The organism is Huaxiibacter chinensis (genome assembly GCF_022171985.1).
Classification (GTDB): domain Bacteria; phylum Pseudomonadota; class Gammaproteobacteria; order Enterobacterales; family Enterobacteriaceae; genus Enterobacter; species Enterobacter chinensis_A.
In genome coordinates this window covers 896,896-919,280 of the sequence record NZ_JAJVHF010000001.1, presented here as the reverse complement: position 1 = coordinate 919,280, position 22,385 = coordinate 896,896, and the positions used below count along the sequence as shown (strand labels likewise).

Below are 22,385 nucleotides of genomic sequence, written 5' to 3'. Positions count from 1 at the left end.
GCCGCCCGCGGAATCTGAAGATTTGGGTGAGCAGTGGAAAGCATTCACCCCACAGGGATATCACGGTGTGGTTATCACCGAAAGATTTAGAAAATGATACCGGAAATACGCGAATGAGTGCCGGGTGGTTTACAGTAATAGTGACCGCTGCGAGACCTAAGCTGAGGGAATAACAATGCAACGCACCTTTTCGGCAATCTGGATGGTTTTGTTTTTATTCGTCGCACCGCTTCATGCAGACCCCACCGTCTATGGTGAGCAGCGTATCAGGGGCTGGTGGAACGCGCTGACGGACGATATTTCGCAAACCTGGGAGCAGCCTCAACGATACGATCTGTACCTGCCGTTTTTGAGCTGGCACGCCCGCTTTATGTATGACAAAGAAAAAACCGACAATTACAACGAAATGCCGTGGGGCGGGGGGCTGGGCTTGTCCCGCTATAACGAAGAGGGCAACTGGAGCGCGCTCTTCGCCATGATGTTTAAAGACTCGCACAATGAATGGCAGCCCGCGATGGGCTACGGCTGGGAGAAGGGCTGGTATCTGGATAATGCTAAAGACTTCCGGCTTGGGCTCGGTGCCGCTGCGGGCATCACGGCGCGGGATGATTTTGCGAACTATGTGCCCCTGCCGTTTATCTTCCCGCTGTTTTCTGCTGGCTATAAACGCGTTACCGTCCAGTTCACCTATATTCCAGGAACGTATAACAACGGTAACGTGCTTTTTGCCTGGCTGCGGTTAGGCTTTTAAAGGGTGATCACCTTTTTTGCCACGGTATGAGAGAGTATCAGCATCGAGAAGAGTACAGAGGTGATGAAAGTGAGCACAATCAACGCAAGCTTCATGCCGAGAGATGTCACGGGTATCAGCGCCGTCAGCAGATGAAACACAGAGTAGTGCACAATATACACGCCGGTCATTGTTTTACTGATGGCGGCCAGCACAGACTCCTTGAACTCGGTGTTGCGGCGAAAGCGCACGCCGTTCGCTGCTATCACCAGCGCAATAATCAGAATGTAGATTTGCGAGCCGGTAAGAATAAAGGCGTTTCTGTCGGCCTTGAACAGGGCAAAAAAGAAGTGGCGCTCGTAAAACCAGGTGAAGAGGTAGATAAACGGGATGGCGATAACCGTATTGCGGATCACCACCTTGCGGCTAATCCACCCGGCGATAGTAGGATCGCAGAAAAGCTGTCCCGTCAGGTAAAACAGGATCCACGTCCACAGGCGGTACTGTGGCGAAAGGGAAAGGATGTGGACGTGCGGGTAGAGCGCTGAAAGCAAATCATACCCGTAGGAGAAAAGCAGCAGGCAGCCAATGACGCCACAGAACAGCGCACGCCGCTGGCTCAGCCACTCCACCGCCGGGTGGAAGGTGTAAATCACGACAAACACCAACACGAACCACGGCTGGATTAAATACCCGCGCTGATACGGCTCCCACAGGTAGTAGATCGTTATCCAGAAGAGAAAAACAATCACCAGCCTTTTAATTTTGCCCAGCTGCCAGAGGTTGCCGTGCCGGGATTGTCCGTCAAGATAGCCCGAAACCACAAAAAACAACGGGGTGGCGATCGTCGAGATAAAGGTTAAAAAACCCAGGATCCAGTGATAGTCATAATCATAACGATCCCAGGTATTGTAGAGGGTGAAGAAGGTCACCGCCGTCATACAGCCCAGCGTTTTGAGAATATTCAGCCCTGTCGCATTCATTGTGGTCTGGCTTCGTCCTTACGATGGAAACACGCATAGAGCACGGGGAGTACCAGCAGCGTCAGGACTGTGGCAAACCCCAGTCCAAACATAATCACCACGGCCATGCTCTGGAAGAAAACGTCCAGTAGCAGCGGCGCCAGACCCAGTACGGTAGTAAACGCGGTAAGCAGGATAGGGCGCAGGCGTGAGGTAGCGGCGTAAACGATCGCCTCGTGCTGATCTTTATGCGCTTTCTGTTGCTCGATCTCTTCTACCAGCACGATGCCGTTGCGGATCAGCATTCCGCTCAGGCTCAGCAGGCCAATCAGCGCCATAAAACCGAACGGAATCCCGGTGATCAGGAATCCTGGCGTGACGCCAATCAGCGCCAGCGGCACGGTCAGCCAGATGGCGACGGCGTTTTTCACCGAGCTGAACATCAAAACGGTGATGACAAACATTACCAGGAACCCGATCGGCAGCGTGGTGAAGATCCCCTGCTGTGCTTCGCTGGAGTTTTCCGCATCGCCTCCCCACTCGATGCTGTAGCCATGGGGCAGGGCGAGGGCGTCAATGCGCGGCTTCACCCGGGCGAGAATATCGCCGGAGGTTTGCTGGCTCAGCGGGTCCGGGTCGGTCTGAACCGTCAGCACCCGCGAGCGGTCGCGTCGTAGGATGAGCGGGTCCTCCCACTCCAGCGAGAAGCGGCTGACGACGTTACTTAGCGGGATATACTGCTGCCGCGTCTGGCTCCAGACCAGAACGTTATTCAGGTGATTGGCGTCCAGTCGTTCGCTTTCTGGCGGGCGCACGACGACCGGGAGCAGGTCGCTGCCTTCCCGATATAATCCCGCCCGGCTGCCGGAAAAATTCATCTCCAGCGCGTTGTCGACGTCCTGCTTATCGACGCCAAGCTCGCGTCCCAGCGCGGCGACAAATTGCGGACGGATCACCTTGCTGCGGTTCTGCCAGTCGTTTCGCGGGCTGGTCGTAGCCGGATCGCGCGCCAGAATATCATCCACCTGGCTGGCAATCAGACGTAGCCTGTCTGGATCGGGGCCCTTGATGCGCACCTCAATGGCGCTGTCGCCGGAAGGGCCAAACATCACACGTTTGGTGCTGGCGTTAACCTGCGGATAGTTTCGCGCAATGTACTCATCGACGTGGCGTGTCAATGCGGAGATGTTGCGCTGGTCATCCATGCGCACCATGATTTGCGCGTAATTGCTGTACTGCCGCTGTCCGCTGTAGGTCAGAATAAATCGCATGCTGCCCTGACCTATGGTTGAAAGGGTGGTTTCCACGCCGGGCTGCCCGTTAATGGTCTTCTCGATATCGCCGGTCATCTTCTCGGTCCATTTGATATCGGTGCCGTACGGTAACCAGAGGTCGACAAAGAAAATCGGCGTATTGGATGACGGGAAAAAGTTTTGCCGCACGGCGCTAAAACCCCAGACCGACGCCGCCAGTAGCGCAGCCATCACGATGAGTGTCGGCGCTTTCCAGTGCAGCAGCGCGTTAAGCAGACGTTGGTAAAGCCGGTAGAGGGGTTTGTCGTACGGGTCTGATTCGTCAGTTTTTGCTGTCGCGCTGTCGTTTTTAAATAACCACCACTTGATCAGCACCGGCGTGATGGTGAGCGCCGAGAACCAGCTCAGCATCAGGGAAATGAGCAGCACCTGGAAAAGGGATTTGCAATATTCCCCGGTAGAATCCTGCGACAGCCCGATAGGGGCAAATGCCAGAATGGCGATCACCGTCGCCCCCAGCAACGGCAGGGCGGAGCGACGGATGATGTCGTTAATGGCGGTCAACAGCGGGGAGCCCTGCTGACGCGCTATCAGCACACCTTCAACAATCACGATAGCGTTATCCACCAGCATACTGAGGGCGATTATCAGCGCGCCGAGCGAGATACGCTGCAGCTCAATGCCCCACAGATACATAATCAGCAGCGTGCCCAGAACGTTAAGCGCAAGGGAAAACGCGATGATGATCCCGCTGCGTACGCCCATAAAGATCAGCAGCACGCCGATGACAATCGCCAGCGCCATCAGGAAGTTAATCATAAAACCGTTTACAGAGTGGCCCACTTCGGCGGCCTGATCGTAGAACAGGTTGATGTGTAACCCTGCCGGTTTTTCCGCTGACATCTGGTTTAGCTTGTTCTCGAGCGCGCGTCCCACGTCGATCACGTTCACGCCGGGAATAAACGAGACGCCCAGGGTGACGGCTTTTTTGCCGTTAGCATGGTAGATACTGGCTGGCGATTCGTTCAGCCCGCGCGACAGCGTGGCGATATCCCGCAGACGCGTTGCCGCCCCGGTGCCGGAAGGGGTAATGATGAGATCCGCCAGTTCATCCAGATTTTCGAACTCACCGGTCGGATGCAGGCGAATGGATTCTGTTCCCGAGGTGATGTCTCCGGCACTGGAAACGACGTTAAGCCTGCTGAGCAGGGCGGAAAGCTGATTAAGCGTAATGCCGCGTGCGGCCATTTTGGTCAGGGAGATATCGATGTTGATCTGCTGGCTAATGGCCCCGCCAATGGCGACCTTCCCGACGCCGGGGACCAGAATCAGTTCGCGACGCAGCTGCTCGGCATACCTCACCAGTTCAGGATTACTGAATTCCTCCCCGGAAATCGCGAAGAAAAAGCCGAACACGTCGCCGAAATCATCATTTACGAAGGGCGTAACGACGCCAGGCGGGAACTGGCGCGAAGCATCGCCCACGCGACGGCGCAGTTCGTCCCAGATCTGCGGCAATTCGTTCGAATGATAGCGAGAGGCGATGTTCACGGTAATTTGCGACAGGCCATTTGAAGAGATGGAACTCACGTTGTCCAGATAAGGCAGCTGCTGAAGGGCATTTTCCAGCGGCAGCGTGACCTCCTCTTCCACCTGCTGAGCCGATGCGCCGGGATAGTGGGTGATGACCACGGCCGTTTTGATGGTAAAGGCGGGGTCTTCCAGTCTGCCGATGTTCAGCAGGGCAAAAATGCCCCCGATGCCCAGCAGGAGGATCGTTAGCCAGACGCGAATGGGGTTATTGATAAACTGGCGAGAGATATCCATTACAGACCCCGTTCACGCGTCCAGATACGCACCGGCTGATTAGCATGAAGCTCACCAACACCTGCTGCCACCACGCGCTCGCCTGCTTTAAGACCACGGGTGATGACCACGCCCTCTGCGGTCACTTGACCCACGCTAATCTTGCGGTCTTCAAGATGGAGCGTGTCGCCTTCTCCCGCCACGACCCAGACGTGCGGCTCATTGCGCGGGCTGTTATTCGGGTTAAAGACCGCCTCAACGGGTACGACCAGCGCCTGATCGCCCGCGCCAGCCGGGAGGTTGGTTAAATTGATGGTAACCGTACCGCTTACGCCGCCCACAGCGGGAAAATCATCCGGGCGCGGCATGGTAAGTATCACCTGCCAGGTCAGGGTATTGCTATCGCTGCTGCCCGAGTGCTCTTTGTAGACCGCGGAAAACTCACGATCCGGGAAGGCGTTAATTCTCACCACGGGGCGATACCGGGCGTTACGGATATCAAAGGTCCTGAAGAGATTCTCTGGAAGACTAAACACTACGTCCAGCAGGTCGGTACGGGTCAGGGTCGCTATGGGCTGACCGGCAGACACGACCTGATGGTTTCGCACATGGACGCTCGCCGCCGTTCCGCTGAACGGGGCAATGAGCGTCATCTGATTCAGCTCTTCACGGGCGATCGCGAGCGCCGCATTCGCCGAATCGCGATTCGCGCGCTGTACGTCCATTTCTGCTTTTGAGATAGCCTGGCGGCCCGCCAGCGTCTGGAAGCGATCGAACTGCCGCTGGGCAAGCGTCGCCGCTGTTTGTCTGTCGTTCACCCGCTGCTGAGCTTCACGGGCGTTCAATTTTGCAAGCTGTTGCCCTTGCTTGATGGCTGCACCCTGGCGTATATCGAGCGCTTCAATTTGACCTCCTCGCTTGAAGGAGAGGTCGGTGGCATCACCTGATTCAATACGGGCGGGAAAGACGCGCTGCTGGGCATGAGCGGGAACAGCCACTTCCGCCACTTTGACCATTCGCGGCAGGGGAGTCACTTGCTCGGGTTTCGGGTCGCACGCCGTGAGCGTTAACATAACTAACGGTAAAAGAGAAAGATAGCGGTTCACTGTATTCCCCTAATAAATAACTTTTTTATTTATTCCGCAGCAAGGGCAGGGGGTGACACTATTCTGCCAGAAGAGTGACAACCATATAGGTAAACAGGCCGATTGCTGTGGTGGCAATAATGGCAAGCGCGATAAACAAACCAAGACGGAAAAGGCTTATACCGTACATTCTTTTCTCCATGAGCCATAAGCAGCGTCTTTCTACAAGCATAGTCGGCGAAAAGATAAATGTTAAATAACCAATATCAGGAGGGACATGCTAATCCTGAAATTCCTGTGCTACGTTTAATATCATTCATCTCTTTCTCCCGTAATGGCCATTAACTGCAAGTCCCTGCATGTAATGCATTTTTTACTCTACCCACAATCATGTTGGTTATAAAAAGGATGCTCGATATGTATAAAAATATTCTGGTTCCGGTGGATGTCTACGAGACGAGCCTGGCAGATAAAGCGCTGCAGCATGCTCATTTCCTGGCGCAAAGCGCGTCGGGTGAGATTCACCTGCTGCACGTCATGCCAAAATTTTCCGCTGAGCTTACGCGTGGGTTTATTTCAGACGCGCGAAAGATGGATGAATATATGGTTAATAATTCAAAAGAAAAACTGTCTGCCCTGGCTAAAAAACTGAATCTGCCTGAAGAACACATCCATCTTCATGTGCGGAGCGGGAATATCCGTGATGAAGTGATTAAGCTGGCGGATGAACTTTCTGCCGGGGCAATTATTGTCGGCTCGCGAAATCCTGACATTCAAACCCATCTGTTAGGGTCAGAGGCGGCCGGCATTGTGCGTTATGCGCATGTTCCTGTTTTTGTTATTCGTTAATGCCATGAAAGCAAGGTGATTTCTGAAAGAACCTGAGGAAGGAACGATGAAAACAGGAAAACCTGAACATCCGTATTATCAACAAACCGTTGACGACACCCTGGCAAATATTAACTCCACCCCGGATGGGCTGAGCAGCACCGAGGCATTGGCCCGACTCCAGCAGTATGGTGAGAATGCGTTACCGCAAAAAAAAGGCAAGCCTGCCTGGCTGCGCTTCCTCGCCCATTTTAACGATGTACTGATTTATGTTTTGCTGGTGGCAGCGCTACTCAAGCTCTTTATGGGCCATTGGGTCGATATGTTTGTGATACTGGGCGTTGCCATCATCAACGCGCTGATTGGTCATATCCAGGAGAGCAATGCTGAAAAATCGTTGCAAAGTATTCGCAATATGCTCTCCAGCGAAGCCGTCGTGGTACGACAAGGTAATCACGAAACCATCCCCACCACGGCGCTGGTGCCCGGCGATATCGTGGTGATCCGCGCCGGGGACCGTATTCCTGCGGACCTGCGCGTGATCGAAGCGCATAACCTTCGCGTGGAGGAGGCCATCCTGACCGGTGAATCCACGGTTGTTGAGAAAAACAGCGATGCGTTAAGCGGAGAACTGCCGTTAGGTGACCGGTTTAATCTGCTCTATTCAGGCACCACCGTCAGCTCTGGCGGCGGTAAAGGCGTGGTGGTAGCAACCGGTGGTGAGACCGAGCTTGGGCACATCAATCAGATGATGTCCGACATTGAAAAGCACCGCACGCCGCTGATGGTGCAGATGGATAAGCTTGGTAAGACCATTTTCATCACCATCCTGGTCATGATGGTTGCGCTGTTTATTTTTAGTCTCCTGTTCCGGGATATGCCGGTTTCTGAACTGGTGCTGTCGCTTATCAGCCTTGCCGTTGCTGCCGTGCCAGAAGGGCTGCCTGCCATCATTTCCATCATCCTTTCACTTGGCGTACAGGCCATGGCGCGTCGTAAGGCCATCATTCGTAAGTTGCCCACGGTGGAAACCCTGGGCGCAATGACGGTCATCTGCTCGGATAAAACCGGCACCCTGACGATGAATGAAATGACGGTTAAGGCGGTGATTACCGCTGATACGACCTATCGCGTGGAGGGTGACAGCTACGAACCGGTGGGGAATATTCACCCCGTAGATGACCCGACGCCCGTCAGCGTGACGCAGGGCTCCCTGCTGGAACGCTATCTGCGTACCATTGACCTTTGTAATGACAGCCAGCTGATCAAAGATGAGCAGGGGCTGTGGAAAATCACCGGTGGCCCGACCGAGGGGGCGCTGAAGGTGCTGGCGGCGAAAGTCCCGCTTCCAGCGCTTGATACCGAAATGCGCAGTAAAATCCCGTTTGACTCGCAGTATAAATACATGTCCACACTGTACCGTCTGGGCGATGAAGAGGTCATTTTAATCACTGGCGCGCCGGACGTCCTGTTCCGCCTCTGCCAGTTCCAGCAGACCAATGACGGGCTGCAGCCGTTCGATCAACCTTACTGGGAAGGGAAGATTGAAGAGTATGCCCGAGAAGGGCTGCGCATGGTGGCTGCGGCCTGGAAATCTGCCCGCGAAGGACAACGCGAGCTGACTCACGCTGACCTGCAGGATGGCGTGATCCTGCTTGGCATTGCCGGAATGATGGATCCGCCGCGTCCGGAGGCCATCACCGCCATTGCCGATTGCCTGCAGGCAGGGATCCGCGTGAAGATGATCACCGGCGACCACCCGCAAACGGCGATGAGCATTGGACAAATGCTGGGTATTGGTAACGCCGCAAGCGCTATCACCGGACGCGAGCTGGAGGTGATGGACGATAATCAACTGAGCGAAGCCGCGCAGCAGTATGATATTTTCGCCCGCACCAGCCCCGAGGATAAATTCCGCCTTGTCCAGGCCCTGCAAAGTAAGCAGGAAGTTGTGGGCATGACCGGAGATGGCGTGAACGATGCCCCGGCGCTCAAACGGGCGGATGTGGGTATCGCTATGGGGATTAAGGGAACGGAGGTAACCAAGGAAGCCGCTGACATGGTGTTAACGGATGACAACTTTGCCACTATTGCCCGGGCAGTACACGAGGGACGGCGGGTTTACGATAACCTGAAAAAGACCATTCTTTTCGTTATTCCCAGCAACATTGCTCAGGCCCTGCTGATTATCATCGCGCTGCTGGCGGGCAACCTGATCCCGCTGACGCCGGTCCTGATCCTGTGGATGAACATGGCAACCTCGGCAACGCTCTCTTTTGGGCTGGCGTTTGAGGCGGGTGAAAAGGACATTATGAACCGACCGCCGCGCAAGGCGAATCTGCACGTGATGGACGGTTATGCCATCTGGCGCGTGATCTTTGTCGGCTTAATGATCGCTATCAGCGCCTTCGTGCTGGAAGCCTGGCTGCAGCCACGCGGCTACTCAGCGGAGTTTATCCGTACCGTGTTGCTGCAAATGCTGGTCACCGCGCAGTGGTTTTACATGCTCAACTGCCGTGTTAACGACGGCTTCTCGCTGAGCAAAGGCCTGCTGGAGAATAAAGGGATCTGGATCGTGAGCGGCGTGCTACTGGCACTCCAGCTTTTAATCATCTACGCGCCGTTTATGCAGATGCTGTTTGGCACCGAAGCGCTGCCGTTCCGCTACTGGGTCATCACCTTCCTGATTGGTTTTGCGATGTTCATGATTGTCGAAATAGAAAAACCGTTGGCGCGAATCTGGAGAGAAAAATATCGCCGATAGAATCCCTGTATCGTTCTAAAAAAGACATCCACATAAGTGGATGTCTTTTTTAGTTTTTGAGAATGGAAGGATACTGTTAAGGCGTAGCAATTTTTTTCGTTATTTCGTTTTCTTCGATACAGCCGGGTTTACACTATTACACCGTCTTCTGGCCAGATATAACCCGCTCATCACATTAAGATCGTTACCAAAAAATTTCATTATATACAGGGCCCAGTCGCGCATCCGTACATCATGAACAGCGGGAACAAAGGCAATAAAGGGATCAGGGCGAAGGTGCCAGCAGTGCTCAGCGTTTGGGTTTTATCATTGATTGACACCACCACTGGGCGTTCTAACCGGTAGGGGGCGGCCATTTCTTCAGCGTACGATGAAGACCAAAATCCTGCCGCTTTAAACAAAATGCCGAGGCGCGCATTGTCTATTTGCACCGCCTGATACTCATTAACCAGCACCCTAAGCTGCCCGGAATCCAGCTTGCGTTTATCAATTACACCAGATATTGCGCTGTCACTTTATGGTGTTCTACTTCAAAGTTAACCCGCACACCGGACGCTTGCTGATGAAAGCGGTCATAAAATATCTTACAACGCTCATATTCATGGGGCACACCGTTACGTAAGAAGCGGTAACTGTATTTGGCTGAGCTGGCGATAATGCCGGTCTCAATAGGTTTAAGAGCCACAATTGTATCAGTAGGGGGTAAGTTTGGTGCACTTGTACACCCTGTGAGAATCATCACCGCCAGCAGCGATAAATATTTCATTATGTCAATCATGCCATGTTCATGATTTCGTCTGTGACGTTAGGGCAATTTTGCTGTAGACGCAGCCCACGCATGCTCGTTCCTGTTTATCATCACGGCCGTACCTGCTTAACATAGACGAACCCTCACCGTGTCAGGTCCGCTTCTCGCGCGTTGCGGACAGCGGTTCTCGCTCACCGCGTATCGCCATTCAATGAGTGAGTTCGCTCTTTACCTCGAGCGGCTGTCGTCACAATATAGTTTTGAACGTTTACGTCCCACCTCACTTTTGTGATATGCCCATAAAAAATCAAGTTTTTAGCAGTGGTTGCCGATATTCGTTTCTCAGGATTAAACAAGGGGAAGGATGAATGAAAATTTTGTTATCGCGATCGCTTTCAATTGTGTTTACAACGCTGCTACTGACGGCCTGCTCGGGCATTCGTGACAATTCTACAAAGCCTTATACCTATCGAGCTGAACATAGCGTCGCCTGGAATATTATCAACGCATCCGGCATGGACCTCTACAGCGACGCCCCGGTCAGCCAGTCTCAAAGCGAAATGTTCAGCCGCACTGATTACGAATTTACCTTTCCGACAGAGGGAAATGATAATTCAAATGAAGCGTTATTGCCTTTGACCCCGTTACTGCAATATCGTCCCACGGGTATGAGTGTGGAAGATTGGTATTTTGATGGGCTTCTGGCATGGATCCCTACCGAACTGGCAACCACACCCCAGGCGGCTTCACTGGTACTCTCCGATAAAATAGAATCTGCTGTGCTGGCGACCTTAAAAGAATCTAAACGCGAATATAGCGATGTTCGTAAGGGGGCGGGATACAATGACTGGTTAGGAAAATACGTTTTTCAGGTCAATGCCTCCCGCTATCTGGTCATTAAATTTGCAGATAAAGATGCGGGATGTGAGCTTCCAAAAGATGAATATTTCGATCCTGCACGCATGAATAGTCCGACCTGTATCTTTTACTCAAGCTTCCACGATGCAGAAAAAATTGTCCGCACGCCTGATTTTATAGGCGCAAATGCAACCGGGAAAAGTTATTTCATAAGAAATGATGGTGTAAATGGAAGTTCACTCCCCCCGGTATTCAGAAAAAGTGCCGGTCATTCCGATGCAGAAAATGAGCGTATGAATTATGCCTTCATGCAGCAAGTCAGTCGCCATCTTCCCGCCTGGGTAATACTTTACCTGTCACCTCATGAGAGACAGGGTTTGCCTGCCGTTGCATTACAGCAAGGAAAAGTCCATTTTTTCTTTCACGTTAAATAAAGCCGATTGCATCAATAAATGATTATAATGTCCGCTTCGTGCAGGGAGCGGACGTTAACTAAGCTGGCAGAATCTATATTTTTGACAGACAACGACAGAAGGTATTGAAGCCCTCCTGGATTTTAAATAATTCAAACATTTTATTATACATGTCTTGTCTTCACGCAAACGATCGCTCTTTCCCGTCATCATTGACGACCCAGGACAGGATTATTTTACGCTGAGCAGCGCCTCTTCCATCAAGTGCGCAAGTACTGTCTGCGCCCCCTGATCCGCGTCGTTCACCTGCCCCTGCTCCAGGGAAATCCCCAGGCTTCCCGGCGACGGCAACATGCTTCCCGCCGTACGCAGAATACCGGGCATCCCGACACGCGTACGTACGGTAATCCCCAGTCCTGCCTGTACAGCCGCCCAGATACCGCTCAGACTATGGCTGACAAATATAACCCGCCATGGGATGCCCGCCCGGTCCAGGCAGGCGATGGCACGCGAGCGCATCAGGCAGGGGTTGTCAAACATCACCAGCGGCAAGGGTTCCCCATGCTCCAGTAGCGTGCTGAGGTCAAAATCAGCGTGCAGTATCCACTCAAGCTGACACTGACCGATAATCTTGCATGTTCGCTGCACGCTTTCCGGCTGCCATAGCAGCGCCATATCAAGGGCGTTCTCATCAAGCGCATTAAGCAGTGCCTGGTTACGGTCCACTCGGGCAATAATACGCATTCCAGGATGGTGGCGTTTGAATTCACCAAGGATGCCGGGCATCAGAGATTCGCCAAAATCTTCCTGCATACCAATGCGTATTTCCCCCTGCAACAGCTCACCTTTAAGTGCACGCTTCGCTTCATCATTTAACGCCAGCAGGCGACGGGCATACCCCATTAATATCTCACCGTTACGGGTCAACGCCAGGTGACGCCCGTCCTTTACTACAAGTTGGGCCCCGCATTGTTGTTCGAGTTTCTTAAGCTGCGCGCTGACCGCGGAGGTTGAACGACAAAGTCGCGTAGCCGCCAGCGCGAAGCTGCCGCACTCAATGCCGGTAACAAAACTGCGGAGTGCATCAAGGTCTAATGTCGGCGCTAACTTTTCCATAATAATCCTGATATTCGGGATCGTTGATCTCGTTTAATTTGATTTTCAGGATGAAAGTATTTGGTCAGAATCGCTTTACTGTCAATACGGAGAAACATCATGACGACTTGCCTTAATCGCGAAACCCTGGCCCGTGTTGCGCCGAAGCTGGCCGAACTGAGTCAGGAGGTACTTTTCAATGATATCTGGAAACGTGAAGCGCTATCTCCGCGCGAGCGCAGCCTGATTACGCTGAGTGCTCTTACTGCTTTGGGTCGGGTGCAGCAGTTATCCTGGCATATCGACTTCGCGCAACAAAATGGCCTGACCCGTGTAGAAATTGTCGAAGTCTTCACGCATCTGGCGTTCTATGCCGGCTGGCCTTCAGCTGTTTCTGCTCTGGCATGTCTGGAAGAGGAGTAGCATAAATGCCTTTTACCCGTATCTCTCTGCGTCAGGATTACAGCGACGCACACTTAATGCAAATTTCGGACATTCTGCAACAAAGCCTTGAGGAGGAGTTTGCTGTCCCGCCTGGCGATCGCTTTCAAATTTACGAAGCGCTTCCTGCCCGACTGCGTAGGTTTGACCGTCATTATAAAAGCGGCGGGCGCAGCGATAATTTTATTCAGTTCCATATCCTCGCGGGCAAGCCTCGCTCATTCGAGCAGAAGCAAAACCTGTGTCGGGTGCTGTGCGAAAAACTGCATGATTGTCTGAATATCTCTCCGGATGACGTGATGGTGATGATTCAGTTCAACACCTCCGATGAATGGAGTTTTAGTAAGGGCCAGATGTTGTCTGAGGAGAAATTATGATCGTTATGCAATATCGTTTTACCCTGCCTGGCGACTACGATATGTCCATCATCGAGACACGCATTAAAGAGAATGGCGCAAAACTCAATGGTTTTGCAGGGCTGTTTTTTAAGGCTTATCTGGTTTCAAGACGTGATGAAGCCAATACGGACGAAAATCGTTACGCTCCGATTTATGTCTGGAAAAATGCTGAGGCAATGGCACAATTTTTACAGAGCGCCGGCTTCAAAAAGCTGACGCAGGATTTTGGCTGGCCGCAGATTGACACCTGGCTGGCGTTGCGCCTTCCGGCCATTGATGTAGTAAAAAAGGCTGGATGGCTCTCAATAACCAGAAAGCATATTGCCGCGCATACCGACCTTTCGACTCTGGCGCTGGACGGTCAGCTTTGTGCGTGGGATGTCAGCCAATGGCAAATGCTTCAGATTGATTTTTGCGAAACGATGCAGGCTGGTAAAGAGCGTTATCGCATTGAATATGTGGCAAACGAGGCGTGAAAAATGGTGTCGTAAGGGGGAGAACGTATGTCATTTCCTGCAATGAAGGACATATAACATGTTCAAATAAGGGGGTTAAGAAAACTCCTGCTCAATGTCGAACATGTCAAACTGTGTTCCGTCAGGGTGGCAGGCTGATCATTTCAAGCACCTTACGCCAACATAACAGATAAGCATTACAGCTCCGTTCTGCCGTAGCATCTTACAATCCACAGGATCTAAAAACGTGGTACATGACCGTCCGCTCTGTGCCAGAAGCGGACGTTATTAGCATCGAATTTTTTATTAACCGTGAGCAGTTCACAGGATATGCGGTTCGCGCGATTAGGGCGGAGTCTGGAAGCCTTCCAGGCCTGACAAATCAGTTGGCTTCGCCCTGCAGTCGGTGTCGATAATATTTCAGGATAACGTGTGTCACGATCTGGCCGTAAATAAAGCCGCCCAACCCAGAAAATATTGCAGTGCTGGCTATGCCGCCAAAGTACGCTCCCGCGCCGCCGAAGGCCCCGCAGAGGGCGATGCCGCCCCAGGTCTGCCAGTGCCGGAAGGCCGATTTATACGCACTCCGCCACCGTCTTCCGCGCTCCCGAAACGATAAGTCTTTTAGTTCGGTAATGCTTTTTAGGGTCCAGTAGATTTTCACAGGGATTTCCTTGTTCCGTTGCCTGAGCGAAGGAAAACATAAAACGATGGCATAGGAAAGTATTACACACCATCCGCTTTTCGCTCTTAACGGACATCGTTCTAGAATGAGGTACAAATTCCATTCTCAGCTGTATATCATTTGTGCTCCACCTCTTTGCCATCAAACCCCAGCCGCATGGCCCGAAATGCAGCCTTTGGCGGTTCGGCGAAGCTTGCCGGCTTTGCCGGATAGCGAATTCGGGCTGAATCCCCGAGTATATCAAGGAGCAGGCTGGATGGTTTAGGAGAACCTGGATTTTCCTACGAACCTAATCCGGCCTGAGTGCTACTGGTGTAATGGCTGAACGCTGACGCCACTGTGCAATAAACAGGGGAGCAGTGTGCCTTTCAATGCTTATGAGTTAAACTGTTGATAATCTAAACGTACATTACCGCCATGCGTAAGGCAGCGACGATTGCCCAGGTCACTTCCAAGGGATTTATTGCGACTTAAGCCCGCTGAAGACAGCTGTTTGTTCGCTGATGTTACGGGGTAAGAAAATGCGGTGCGGCTTGAGGGCATCGGGTCTACCGCTTGCCTGAAAACAGTGCCACCGCATCGTTAAATGAAGCTGGTCAGTTACAGACAAGATGTCAGATTTCCATAATCATGAAGGAACAAACATGTTTTCTGATATTAGTACCGCGAATATACCTGCATGGCTGAGCGCTCCTCCTGATAAATCGTTTCCGGCGCTTCCTCTGGATACCCGCCTGCAAACCCTGCCTTTTGGTGAGCTAGCATGGGAAAACTTCGAACGTTTAATCAAACGAATCGTAACCCGAGAACAGATTATAACTGATTGCTGGATTTATGGTCTTCCGGGGCAGACTCAGTTCGGTCTGGATATACTGGCAAAAGGAAAGGGCGACTCGGGGATTTTTTGTTATCAATGCAAACGTGTAAAAATTTACAACGCCGATGATATAAAGAAAGCCGTTGATAAATTTCTGGATGGGAAGTGGGCAATCAAATGCGGGAATCTCGTCCTGTGTGTATCATCCACATTAAGTAAAACGGAATGCGTTGATGAAATAAACCGCCAGATTGAACGGCTGTCATTGCGGAATATCCATTTTGAAGTATGGGATGGCGCCGAAGGCGGAGTTTTAGCGGAAAAACTGAAACTTCATCCAGATTTGGTTGATGATTTCTTTTCAAGGGAATGGGTGAGACGGTTCAACGGAGAACATGCAGCTGAGGCACTCGGAGAACGACTTCAGGGTCTGGAGCTGCACCAGTTACGCGTCCAGCTCAATAACATTTACAAGACCCTTTTTCTCCGTCATGACCCCGGTCTTCGACTGGGATCGCAAAGACCAGCCTCGCTGATTAGCCGCTATATTCCCCCCGTGGTTATTGAGACTAGGAATATTATTACAACCGATACGACTACTGAAGAAAAAGTCTATCATCACCACATTGGTGCCCCTACTCACCATGACTCTAAACCTTCACCACACACGAAAGTAAAAACAAGCAGTCCTCAGGAAATTCGCATTTCGCTGGGTGAGTGGTTTTCCAGACATCACCGCAGTGTTGTACTGGGTGAGCCTGGATTTGGTAAGAGCACCTTGTTACGCGTTCTGGCGCTGCAATTGCTTTCCGCAAGTGATGACCCGATTAAAAACCCCTGGAGTGATTTGCTGCCGGTGTGGATTTCATTTGGCGGATTCAGTTCTGCGGTGCAGACACATCCGGGCCTCAGTCTTGAGGATTACTTTGATAACTGGCTGCATCAGAATGCCGCTGATGATGTCCGTCCTCTTTTCAGGCGCGCCATAAAACAAAGTGGGTTGCTTCTCCTTATTGATGGTCTGGATGAAGGGCAGGATGTGGATGCTGCAAAGCAGGCCATGGACAGGATAAGCGCGTTTCTGGCCATCAGGCCGGTACCTGCCATTTTTACCAGCAGGCCACGAGGATATGAGCGTGTCCGCCCTGATGGTAACTGGCCAGTAACCCGATTGGGTGCGTTCGATAAAAATCAAATCGAAAAATTCGCCACAATGTGGTTTGAATATCTTGAGTCACCCTTAACGAGCCAGCCTGATCGTATTAGTGGACATGTCCAGCAACGCACGAGCGATTTCCTTAAAGCCACTCAGGTCAACTCAAGGATCATTGAGCTGGCCCAAACGCCTTTGTTCTGCCAGCTGCTGATAGATATTTTCAGATTCTCACATCATCTTCCGGAACAACGCATTAAAGTTTATGAAAAAATAATTGATCTGTTACTTTCGGACCATCCGTCCGCCCGATCACAGGCTTCGGGCATTAAGGGAAATCTTCTGCCCCGTGCGGAAGATATGCGCCAGATGCTGATGAGGTTAGCATTGAGTATTCAGGAGGCGGGCGGTGCGGGCGTTATATCTGTTGAAGCTTGTCAGGCTTCTTTTTGCGGTTTTTTAACGGATGATCTGAATGGCCCCGGTCTCAGTAATTATGATGCAAAGTATCAGGCTAGTATTATTACAGATTACGCGTTAGCTGGTCTGGGGCTGATGACTGAGCGTGCGCCTGATGAACTGGGATTCTTTCACCTGACCATCCAGGAATACCTCGCTGCTCAGGCGATGATCCGTCAGGAAGAAGAACAGCAACTTATCTGGTTGGTTAGAGTATGGAATCTTCCTCAGTGGCACGAGGTTGTACTGGCCTGGTTCAGCATCCGCGGTATGGATCAGGGGAAAGGGGCAACCCAGCGCGCGATTGACCGTTTAAAAGAATCAGCACGTTCACCCTGGGAGTGTCTTCAGCTGCTGGTGCTACGTACCGAACTGGCTGCAAACGATTTGGGTCTGTCACCAAGAGAAGCCCGGGCCACGATTGAACAGGCAGCGATTGAAATAGAAACCACACCATTTCCCAAGGTCAGGCTGGTATTGTCCGGTTATATCACACAGGGACTTCGCTCATCTTCCGTAAACAGTTTATGTGAACAGTATATTACGAGATGGATACCGGCCCGAAGCGAATGGGACAGATCGAGGCTGATTAGCCAATTATCGCACTGGAAGCCTTCCGACGACTTACTAAATGCCCTCAAGTTGTGCCTGCATGACGAGAGCCTCAGATGCCGCTGGTCTTCGGCCGAAAGCTTGGCTGCACTTTATTCAGGTGATGAAGAGACCGGACGTGAGCTTTTAACCAAAGCCAGAGACTGGCCTGATGTAAATGTGCGGGCAGCAGCGTTATATTGCCTCTGGATGGGCTGGAGAGATCATGAAATGTTGGATTCGCTTGCAGAGGTGGCCAGTCATTCACCTGACTCGGTTTCAGCATTGGTGGGTATCTTGATCAAGATATCCAGAAATCATGCCACTGAGCAGGACTGTCAGCGGGTCTGCCATATGTATTTCGACCGGACGGTCCCCTATGATCTGGAAGGGTTTTGCTGTGATATCTTGGTAAAAGGCTGGAGCAAAGACGAACGCCTTAAAAAGCGGGTTCTGGAACTTCTGAAGATTAAGCGTAACAGCGGCATTTTTGAAACCGAGCGATTCATTTCCTTCCTGACGCGCGCATGGCCAGGGGACGATAAAGTCAGTCATGTCATCATTGACTATATGAAGAAATACGCTTCTGGAATGATGCACGTCTCAGGACTATGGAAGACGATTGCATCGAATTTTAGCGGTAATAAAGAGCTTATTGTCTTAGTCAGAGAAACTTTAAAAGAACGCAAAGAGAAATTTAGTGCTATCTACTGGGGACCGGATGTAAAACACGCGTATCTACTTATCGGGGATGAAGCGGCAAAAAAAGAGCTGATCGACGCATTTTCCAGCACAAATAATCCAATGGATAAACACTGGATATGCGCGACACTCATAGCTGGATGGTTAGATGATGCCGAAGTTAAGCAACTCTTGACAGATACATTTCTGAAATCACCGAGAGAAAATGCCGTGCTTGCGGCATGGGTACGTTTATTTATTCATGATAAAGATGCTAGACGTTTATGGTTGCTTGAGGCTGCTAAGTCCGAGTCCAAAAGAAGTAATTTATCGGCTTTAGGTCAGTTACTGGATGAGTTTAAGGATGAAGAGTGTATTGATGCCGCTTGGTCATTTCTGTCCGAAAAGCATAATTTATATTCTGAAATTGAGGTGAAAAATAAACTCGTCACCGCCATTCCTGACGACCCGCAGGTTTCTGAATGGGTGGGCAAGGCATTTGAAGAAACAGAAGGAGTTTCGCTTGCAGTAATAGCGATGAGTCATGAGGATAACATGGCTGTTAGAAGAAGGATTCTGGATTCCATTTGCCCAATTCACTCTGAAGCTAGGAGGGAGATTTTCAGGGTTATCCGTGAAACACTTATGCCACCTGCCACGGTGATACGGGTGACCAACCAAATTCTCGCCGAAACTAACCCATCAATCCGCACCTCTGGACTCATCGCAAGATGTATTGCAAGCCAGCATGATCCTGAGGTTCAGTTATCTTTTCAGCATGCTTTGCTGAACGAACTGAGCGCGGTGGGGATGAGTTTTGAGATGCGCAGGCGCAGTGCATTTTCAGCGCTCTTATACCTCAAATGTTATGATGAGTGTGCCGATTATTTATGTCGTGAGAATAATGGGTCGACTCACTGGTTAAGTGATCATTTGCAGGAAGATGTCTTATCTACGCGAATTATGTTTGATAACTGGCCGGCACTGAAAAATCATGAACTTCTGTTACAAGAGGAGTTTGAGATTAGCTGGTCCATCTTCATCCATAACGGTGCGGCCAGAGGTGGGATGATGGATGATTTTGTCAGGCATCATCTTATCGACTGCTTAAAGCAGATGTCTGTAAATGAACACAGCGCGCAAAGTTTGTATTTAATGGCTGACCTGCTTCCTGCATCCCATGAGTTACAGGGCAGTCTGATAGAGTTAATGAGCCAGACAGGTAACAACAGTAATCATTCCATTGAGAAACTGGCTATTGCGCAGAGTATCTATGCAGAGCAATTCTCAGGCATTACTGAGGCATATCAGTCACTGGCGAAATTATGGATTTCACTTGGTCTGAATGAGGATATTAATTCAGAAAATCTTTGTAATATATTATACGCCCTTGTTACAGGATGGCCGCATTCAGCCCTGGTGCAGTCATATATAGATAATCCTGTACAGCCAAAGGTAGTATTACATGCTGCTTTGGTACTTTGTGGTCTGACAGGTGATATTGATAGAGCACAGCGCTGTATTGAAGCAATGAGTGTAGAGGCATTAAATGAATTTCATCCCTTTACTGAATTATATGCAAAGGCGCTCAGGAAATGGTCAGTATCTTCATCAGCCGACATTCTTTTGAATACTTTCCTAAACGAATCAAACCCCACTAATTTGATAACTTCGCTCAGGTTGCTCAGTTTTAGGGGAAAAGCAGAGGAAGAGTTACGCTTGAGAATGGTTGGCATTTTTAATCAGCAACTGAATGGCGAAAGTGAGATAATAGAAGGGATTGATGTTTTCAGAGGGAAAGTGGCTTCCGTTATTCAGGTGATTGCCGATGAGTTTATCCTTATGACTCATTAACTTGATTGAGAAGTGCTTCTCTACTTATAGCGTACTAAGCGTTCTCGTACGCTTTTTGAAGCATAAATGGCCATACCCATTAGTCGCTATCTATCAATAGCAATAACTCATTGGCTTGAGTTATTGCGCAGGATGTCACGGCCCTTATCATTTACAGAGTGGGCCTATATGTACTGAATCCCTGAATAACCTCCCCCCTTTGGTTGTCACACTGCATTGCCAGAACATCTATGGTTACGAAATCTGAGGTGCGAACGTCCGCTCCCCGCTCACAGTGGACTTTCTGCTCAGTGAATCCGTCCACTCCGTGCCAGAAGCGGACGTTGGATTAACTTTTAATTTCTCAGGCCAAAAGCTAAAGCCTTTTTATTAGTGATACTAGGTGAATCTTTCTACAATCTGCTTTTCAATTAACTGGAGGGCTATCAGCGTTTAAACTCCACAAAGGCTATCACCTCAAGCCCTAGGTTAGCACCGCATGTGGGGCTGATTGCTCGTTGATGTCATAGACGACCCGAATTTAAAGCGTAATGCGCTGTTAAACTTAATCATGTATGGTTTGGTTAATCATCCCTAATGGTTCTGGTTTCTTGTAGCCCTATCAAAAAAATGGGGTTGTATATATTTTCATCGATGCTACCATTACGAGGGATAATTTAATAAAAGGGGTTATTTTCCAGATGGTTAGTACAAAACAGCAAAGGGTAGATCTAAATAACAATTGGCCTACAAAGTCATTATTTCCAGCCGAAAAGTCTCTAATTGATAAAATGGCTAAATTTGGCATTGAGCAAGTTTTCCAACCGGCGAAATTACAATACTCAAAAGACCAAAATTTTCATGATATGCTTAGTCATTATTTAGAGGCTCTAGATCAACTACCCTTGAGACCAGATATTGCTTTTGATTGTATTTGGAAGGCATTAGATGCGGAGTTTGTCCGACTTCAGAAAGAGAATGGAAGCAAAGAAGGTAGATTTAGTCTTTTCTATAAACACATAAGCAAAAGCACATATACTTGTAACTCATATTCACAGTTAACAGAAGTAATACCATTACAAACATGTGAATTTGTGGCAAAGAGAATATTAGAAAATAACATTTCATATAAAGCTAGCCCGAGAAACAACGACTTCCAAAGTTTTAGGAAGAGAATAATCCAAAGCTTCGGTCAAAGTCTTTATAACGTCTTTATTGATAAATACGAGACATTGTGGGCATCCAATAAAGCTAACACACAACGTGATGCGGGACTTTTGATCCAAAAGTTGCTAAAGGGGAAGAAATTATTAATTGAAACAATCGAGTTTCAACTTTCGGATCAAGATAGGGCTCTTTTTTTGACGGCAGTAACCATGCCTCAGTTCAGAAATGAGCGATTTCATGGTCTAACGACACCTCCTTTTAGATCAAGCGCTGCCACATTAAAGACCTATTCTCATGCTTATTTTGTATTCCATGTGGCATATATTCACCTTTTAGAGGTATTCCTGTATAGGCAATTTAATACTATTGACATCAAGACTGCAACCCAATCAATTAATGACAACTTAAATTTGTTCTTAACAGTATTTAAAAGTGAAATAAATAAATAAAGCCCCTAATCGCGGGGGCTTTCAGTATTATTAAAATTTATTCAAAATTGGATATCATCTGCGAAATTGATCGATAGCTCATTACTCAGCGCAAGGGATCCCTACTGCGCTTCGTCAGAATATACAGTTAACACCAGAAATTAGCTAGAGATTATTAATCAAGGTGTTCAAACATTTTGCCATGCCTAGTTTATTCATTATGTGATAATAGCATTTTTTTATTCTTACATAATCTTCAGGAGAAAATTTCATAATTACAGAAGGTAGATTAATAGACTCTACATACTCACGCTGCTTTTCATTCCATTGGCCATGAACGTAAGCATTTCTTATGTATTTACAGGCAAGGAAATCATCAAAGCACTCTCTTTCAGGAGAAAAACCTCTTATTTCAAATGCTTTAAATAATCTATCAATCCTTTCTGTATTTGAACCTTCTTCAAAATAAGAGGCTATGTCAGCCATTGCGTAGTTTGACTTAGTCCATACTTTAATCATCATCTCTATACTTCCCACCATCATAACTACCCAAAGCCGACAGAAAGAAGAGTATTTTATACTGTCTGGAACCAATCCTTCGGACGAATGCTCATTGACTAATTTCTCTATCATTTCTAGATATATTTGGTCATCAGAGTATGCATCTATAAATTCGTTAGTCAAAATAAACTCCTGTTCATAAAGTAGGCTAATTACTACATCATCACGAATCTT

The 22,385-nt window shown here is 49.6% G+C and carries 15 protein-coding genes and 1 pseudogene; 9 read left to right on the top strand and 7 right to left on the bottom strand.

The annotated features are described in order from the left end of the window. The first annotated feature begins 175 nt into the window (after positions 1 to 175). Positions 176 to 751, top strand: a complete 576-nt coding sequence (gene pagP, locus LZP96_RS04435; protein ID WP_064325189.1) for a lipid IV(A) palmitoyltransferase PagP — start codon at positions 176 to 178, stop codon at positions 749 to 751. Here the strand turns inward: pagP and LZP96_RS04430 are convergent. Genes LZP96_RS04430 through LZP96_RS04420 form a run of 3 tightly spaced genes read right to left on the bottom strand, consistent with a single transcriptional unit; the run spans position 748 to position 5,857 of the window. Next, entirely contained in the window at positions 748 to 1,713 is a 966-nt protein-coding gene (locus LZP96_RS04430; protein WP_064325190.1) for an acyltransferase, read from the bottom strand. The two genes, pagP and LZP96_RS04430, sit on opposite strands and share 4 nt — an antisense overlap. Further along, complete coding sequence (locus LZP96_RS04425) at positions 1,710 to 4,772, bottom strand: efflux RND transporter permease subunit (RefSeq protein ID WP_064325191.1); 3,063 nt, start codon at positions 4,770 to 4,772, stop codon at positions 1,710 to 1,712. Before LZP96_RS04425 ends, LZP96_RS04430 begins: the two co-directional genes overlap by 4 nt. Beyond that, positions 4,772 to 5,857 (bottom strand): efflux RND transporter periplasmic adaptor subunit, encoded by a 1,086-nt coding sequence (locus LZP96_RS04420; RefSeq protein ID WP_064325192.1) that lies wholly within the window; start codon positions 5,855 to 5,857, stop codon positions 4,772 to 4,774. The genes LZP96_RS04425 and LZP96_RS04420 overlap by 1 nt, the downstream gene beginning before the upstream one ends. A gap of 396 nt (positions 5,858 to 6,253) precedes the next feature. Between LZP96_RS04420 and LZP96_RS04415 the strand changes: the two genes are divergently transcribed. Continuing rightward, positions 6,254 to 6,685, top strand: a complete 432-nt coding sequence (locus LZP96_RS04415) for a universal stress protein (RefSeq protein ID WP_064325193.1) — start codon at positions 6,254 to 6,256, stop codon at positions 6,683 to 6,685. Between the two features lie 46 nt (positions 6,686 to 6,731). Then, on the top strand, positions 6,732 to 9,428 hold the full coding sequence (locus LZP96_RS04410) for a cation-transporting P-type ATPase (RefSeq protein ID WP_064325194.1): 2,697 nt from the start codon (positions 6,732 to 6,734) through the stop codon (positions 9,426 to 9,428). 200 nt (positions 9,429 to 9,628) lie between these two features. Here LZP96_RS04410 and LZP96_RS04405 read toward each other — a convergent pair. Next, positions 9,629 to 10,197: pseudogene (locus tag LZP96_RS04405) on the bottom strand (hypothetical protein). Positions 10,198 to 10,544: 347 nt separating this feature from the next. Here LZP96_RS04405 and LZP96_RS04400 point away from each other — a divergent pair. Next, positions 10,545 to 11,468, top strand: a complete 924-nt coding sequence (locus tag LZP96_RS04400) for a hypothetical protein (RefSeq protein WP_064325195.1) — start codon at positions 10,545 to 10,547, stop codon at positions 11,466 to 11,468. A 210-nt stretch (positions 11,469 to 11,678) separates the two neighbouring features. Here the strand turns inward: LZP96_RS04400 and LZP96_RS04395 are convergent, their stop codons facing one another. Next, positions 11,679 to 12,575 carry a LysR substrate-binding domain-containing protein gene (locus LZP96_RS04395; protein WP_198324763.1) on the bottom strand — a complete coding sequence of 299 codons (897 nt, stop codon included), beginning with the start codon at positions 12,573 to 12,575 and terminating at the stop codon, positions 11,679 to 11,681. An 87-nt stretch (positions 12,576 to 12,662) separates the two neighbouring features. On the opposite strand from LZP96_RS04395, the gene LZP96_RS04390 reads away from it, so the two are divergent. From LZP96_RS04390 to LZP96_RS04380, 3 genes are read left to right on the top strand one after another with little or no spacing between them, the layout of a single operon-like run. After that, on the top strand, positions 12,663 to 12,965 hold the full coding sequence (locus LZP96_RS04390; protein ID WP_064325197.1) for a carboxymuconolactone decarboxylase family protein: 303 nt from the start codon (positions 12,663 to 12,665) through the stop codon (positions 12,963 to 12,965). 5 nt (positions 12,966 to 12,970) lie between these two features. Further along, positions 12,971 to 13,360 carry a tautomerase family protein gene (locus LZP96_RS04385; protein WP_064325198.1) on the top strand — a complete coding sequence of 130 codons (390 nt, stop codon included), beginning with the start codon at positions 12,971 to 12,973 and terminating at the stop codon, positions 13,358 to 13,360. Positions 13,361 to 13,401: 41 nt separating this feature from the next. Next, entirely contained in the window at positions 13,402 to 13,857 is a 456-nt protein-coding gene (locus tag LZP96_RS04380; protein ID WP_232462956.1) for a DUF4865 family protein, read from the top strand. A gap of 361 nt (positions 13,858 to 14,218) precedes the next feature. On the opposite strand, the gene LZP96_RS04375 is transcribed toward LZP96_RS04380, so the two are convergent. Continuing rightward, positions 14,219 to 14,500 carry a hypothetical protein gene (locus tag LZP96_RS04375; RefSeq protein ID WP_064325200.1) on the bottom strand — a complete coding sequence of 94 codons (282 nt, stop codon included), beginning with the start codon at positions 14,498 to 14,500 and terminating at the stop codon, positions 14,219 to 14,221. A 665-nt stretch (positions 14,501 to 15,165) separates the two neighbouring features. Between LZP96_RS04375 and LZP96_RS04370 the strand changes: the two genes are divergently transcribed. Further along, complete coding sequence (locus LZP96_RS04370) at positions 15,166 to 20,076, top strand: NACHT domain-containing protein (RefSeq protein WP_064325201.1); 4,911 nt, start codon at positions 15,166 to 15,168, stop codon at positions 20,074 to 20,076. Positions 20,077 to 20,756: 680 nt separating this feature from the next. After that, positions 20,757 to 21,671 carry a hypothetical protein gene (locus tag LZP96_RS04365; protein WP_038418598.1) on the top strand — a complete coding sequence of 305 codons (915 nt, stop codon included), beginning with the start codon at positions 20,757 to 20,759 and terminating at the stop codon, positions 21,669 to 21,671. A 144-nt stretch (positions 21,672 to 21,815) separates the two neighbouring features. Here LZP96_RS04365 and LZP96_RS04360 read toward each other — a convergent pair whose 3' ends face one another. Then, positions 21,816 to 22,334: a hypothetical protein gene (locus LZP96_RS04360; RefSeq protein ID WP_048968430.1), complete on the bottom strand. Its 519-nt coding sequence runs from the start codon at positions 22,332 to 22,334 to the stop codon at positions 21,816 to 21,818. Between the last annotated feature and the right edge of the window lie 51 nt (positions 22,335 to 22,385).

What these genes read in the sequence shown, in the direction of transcription:
- LZP96_RS04400 (WP_064325195.1), top strand. Translation starts at nt 10,545, where the DNA reads ATGAAAATTTTGTTATCGCGATCGCTTTCAATTGTGTTTACAACGCTG.
- LZP96_RS04430 (WP_064325190.1), bottom strand. Translation starts at nt 1,713, where the DNA reads ATGAATGCGACAGGGCTGAATATTCTCAAAACGCTGGGCTGTATGACG.
- LZP96_RS04370 (WP_064325201.1), top strand. Translation starts at nt 15,166, where the DNA reads ATGTTTTCTGATATTAGTACCGCGAATATACCTGCATGGCTGAGCGCT.
- LZP96_RS04415 (WP_064325193.1), top strand. Translation starts at nt 6,254, where the DNA reads ATGTATAAAAATATTCTGGTTCCGGTGGATGTCTACGAGACGAGCCTG.
- LZP96_RS04365 (WP_038418598.1), top strand. Translation starts at nt 20,757, where the DNA reads ATGGTTAGTACAAAACAGCAAAGGGTAGATCTAAATAACAATTGGCCT.
- LZP96_RS04410 (WP_064325194.1), top strand. Translation starts at nt 6,732, where the DNA reads ATGAAAACAGGAAAACCTGAACATCCGTATTATCAACAAACCGTTGAC.
- LZP96_RS04425 (WP_064325191.1), bottom strand. Translation starts at nt 4,772, where the DNA reads ATGGATATCTCTCGCCAGTTTATCAATAACCCCATTCGCGTCTGGCTA.
- LZP96_RS04380 (WP_232462956.1), top strand. Translation starts at nt 13,402, where the DNA reads ATGTCCATCATCGAGACACGCATTAAAGAGAATGGCGCAAAACTCAAT.
- pagP (WP_064325189.1), top strand. Translation starts at nt 176, where the DNA reads ATGCAACGCACCTTTTCGGCAATCTGGATGGTTTTGTTTTTATTCGTC.
- LZP96_RS04385 (WP_064325198.1), top strand. Translation starts at nt 12,971, where the DNA reads ATGCCTTTTACCCGTATCTCTCTGCGTCAGGATTACAGCGACGCACAC.
- LZP96_RS04390 (WP_064325197.1), top strand. Translation starts at nt 12,663, where the DNA reads ATGACGACTTGCCTTAATCGCGAAACCCTGGCCCGTGTTGCGCCGAAG.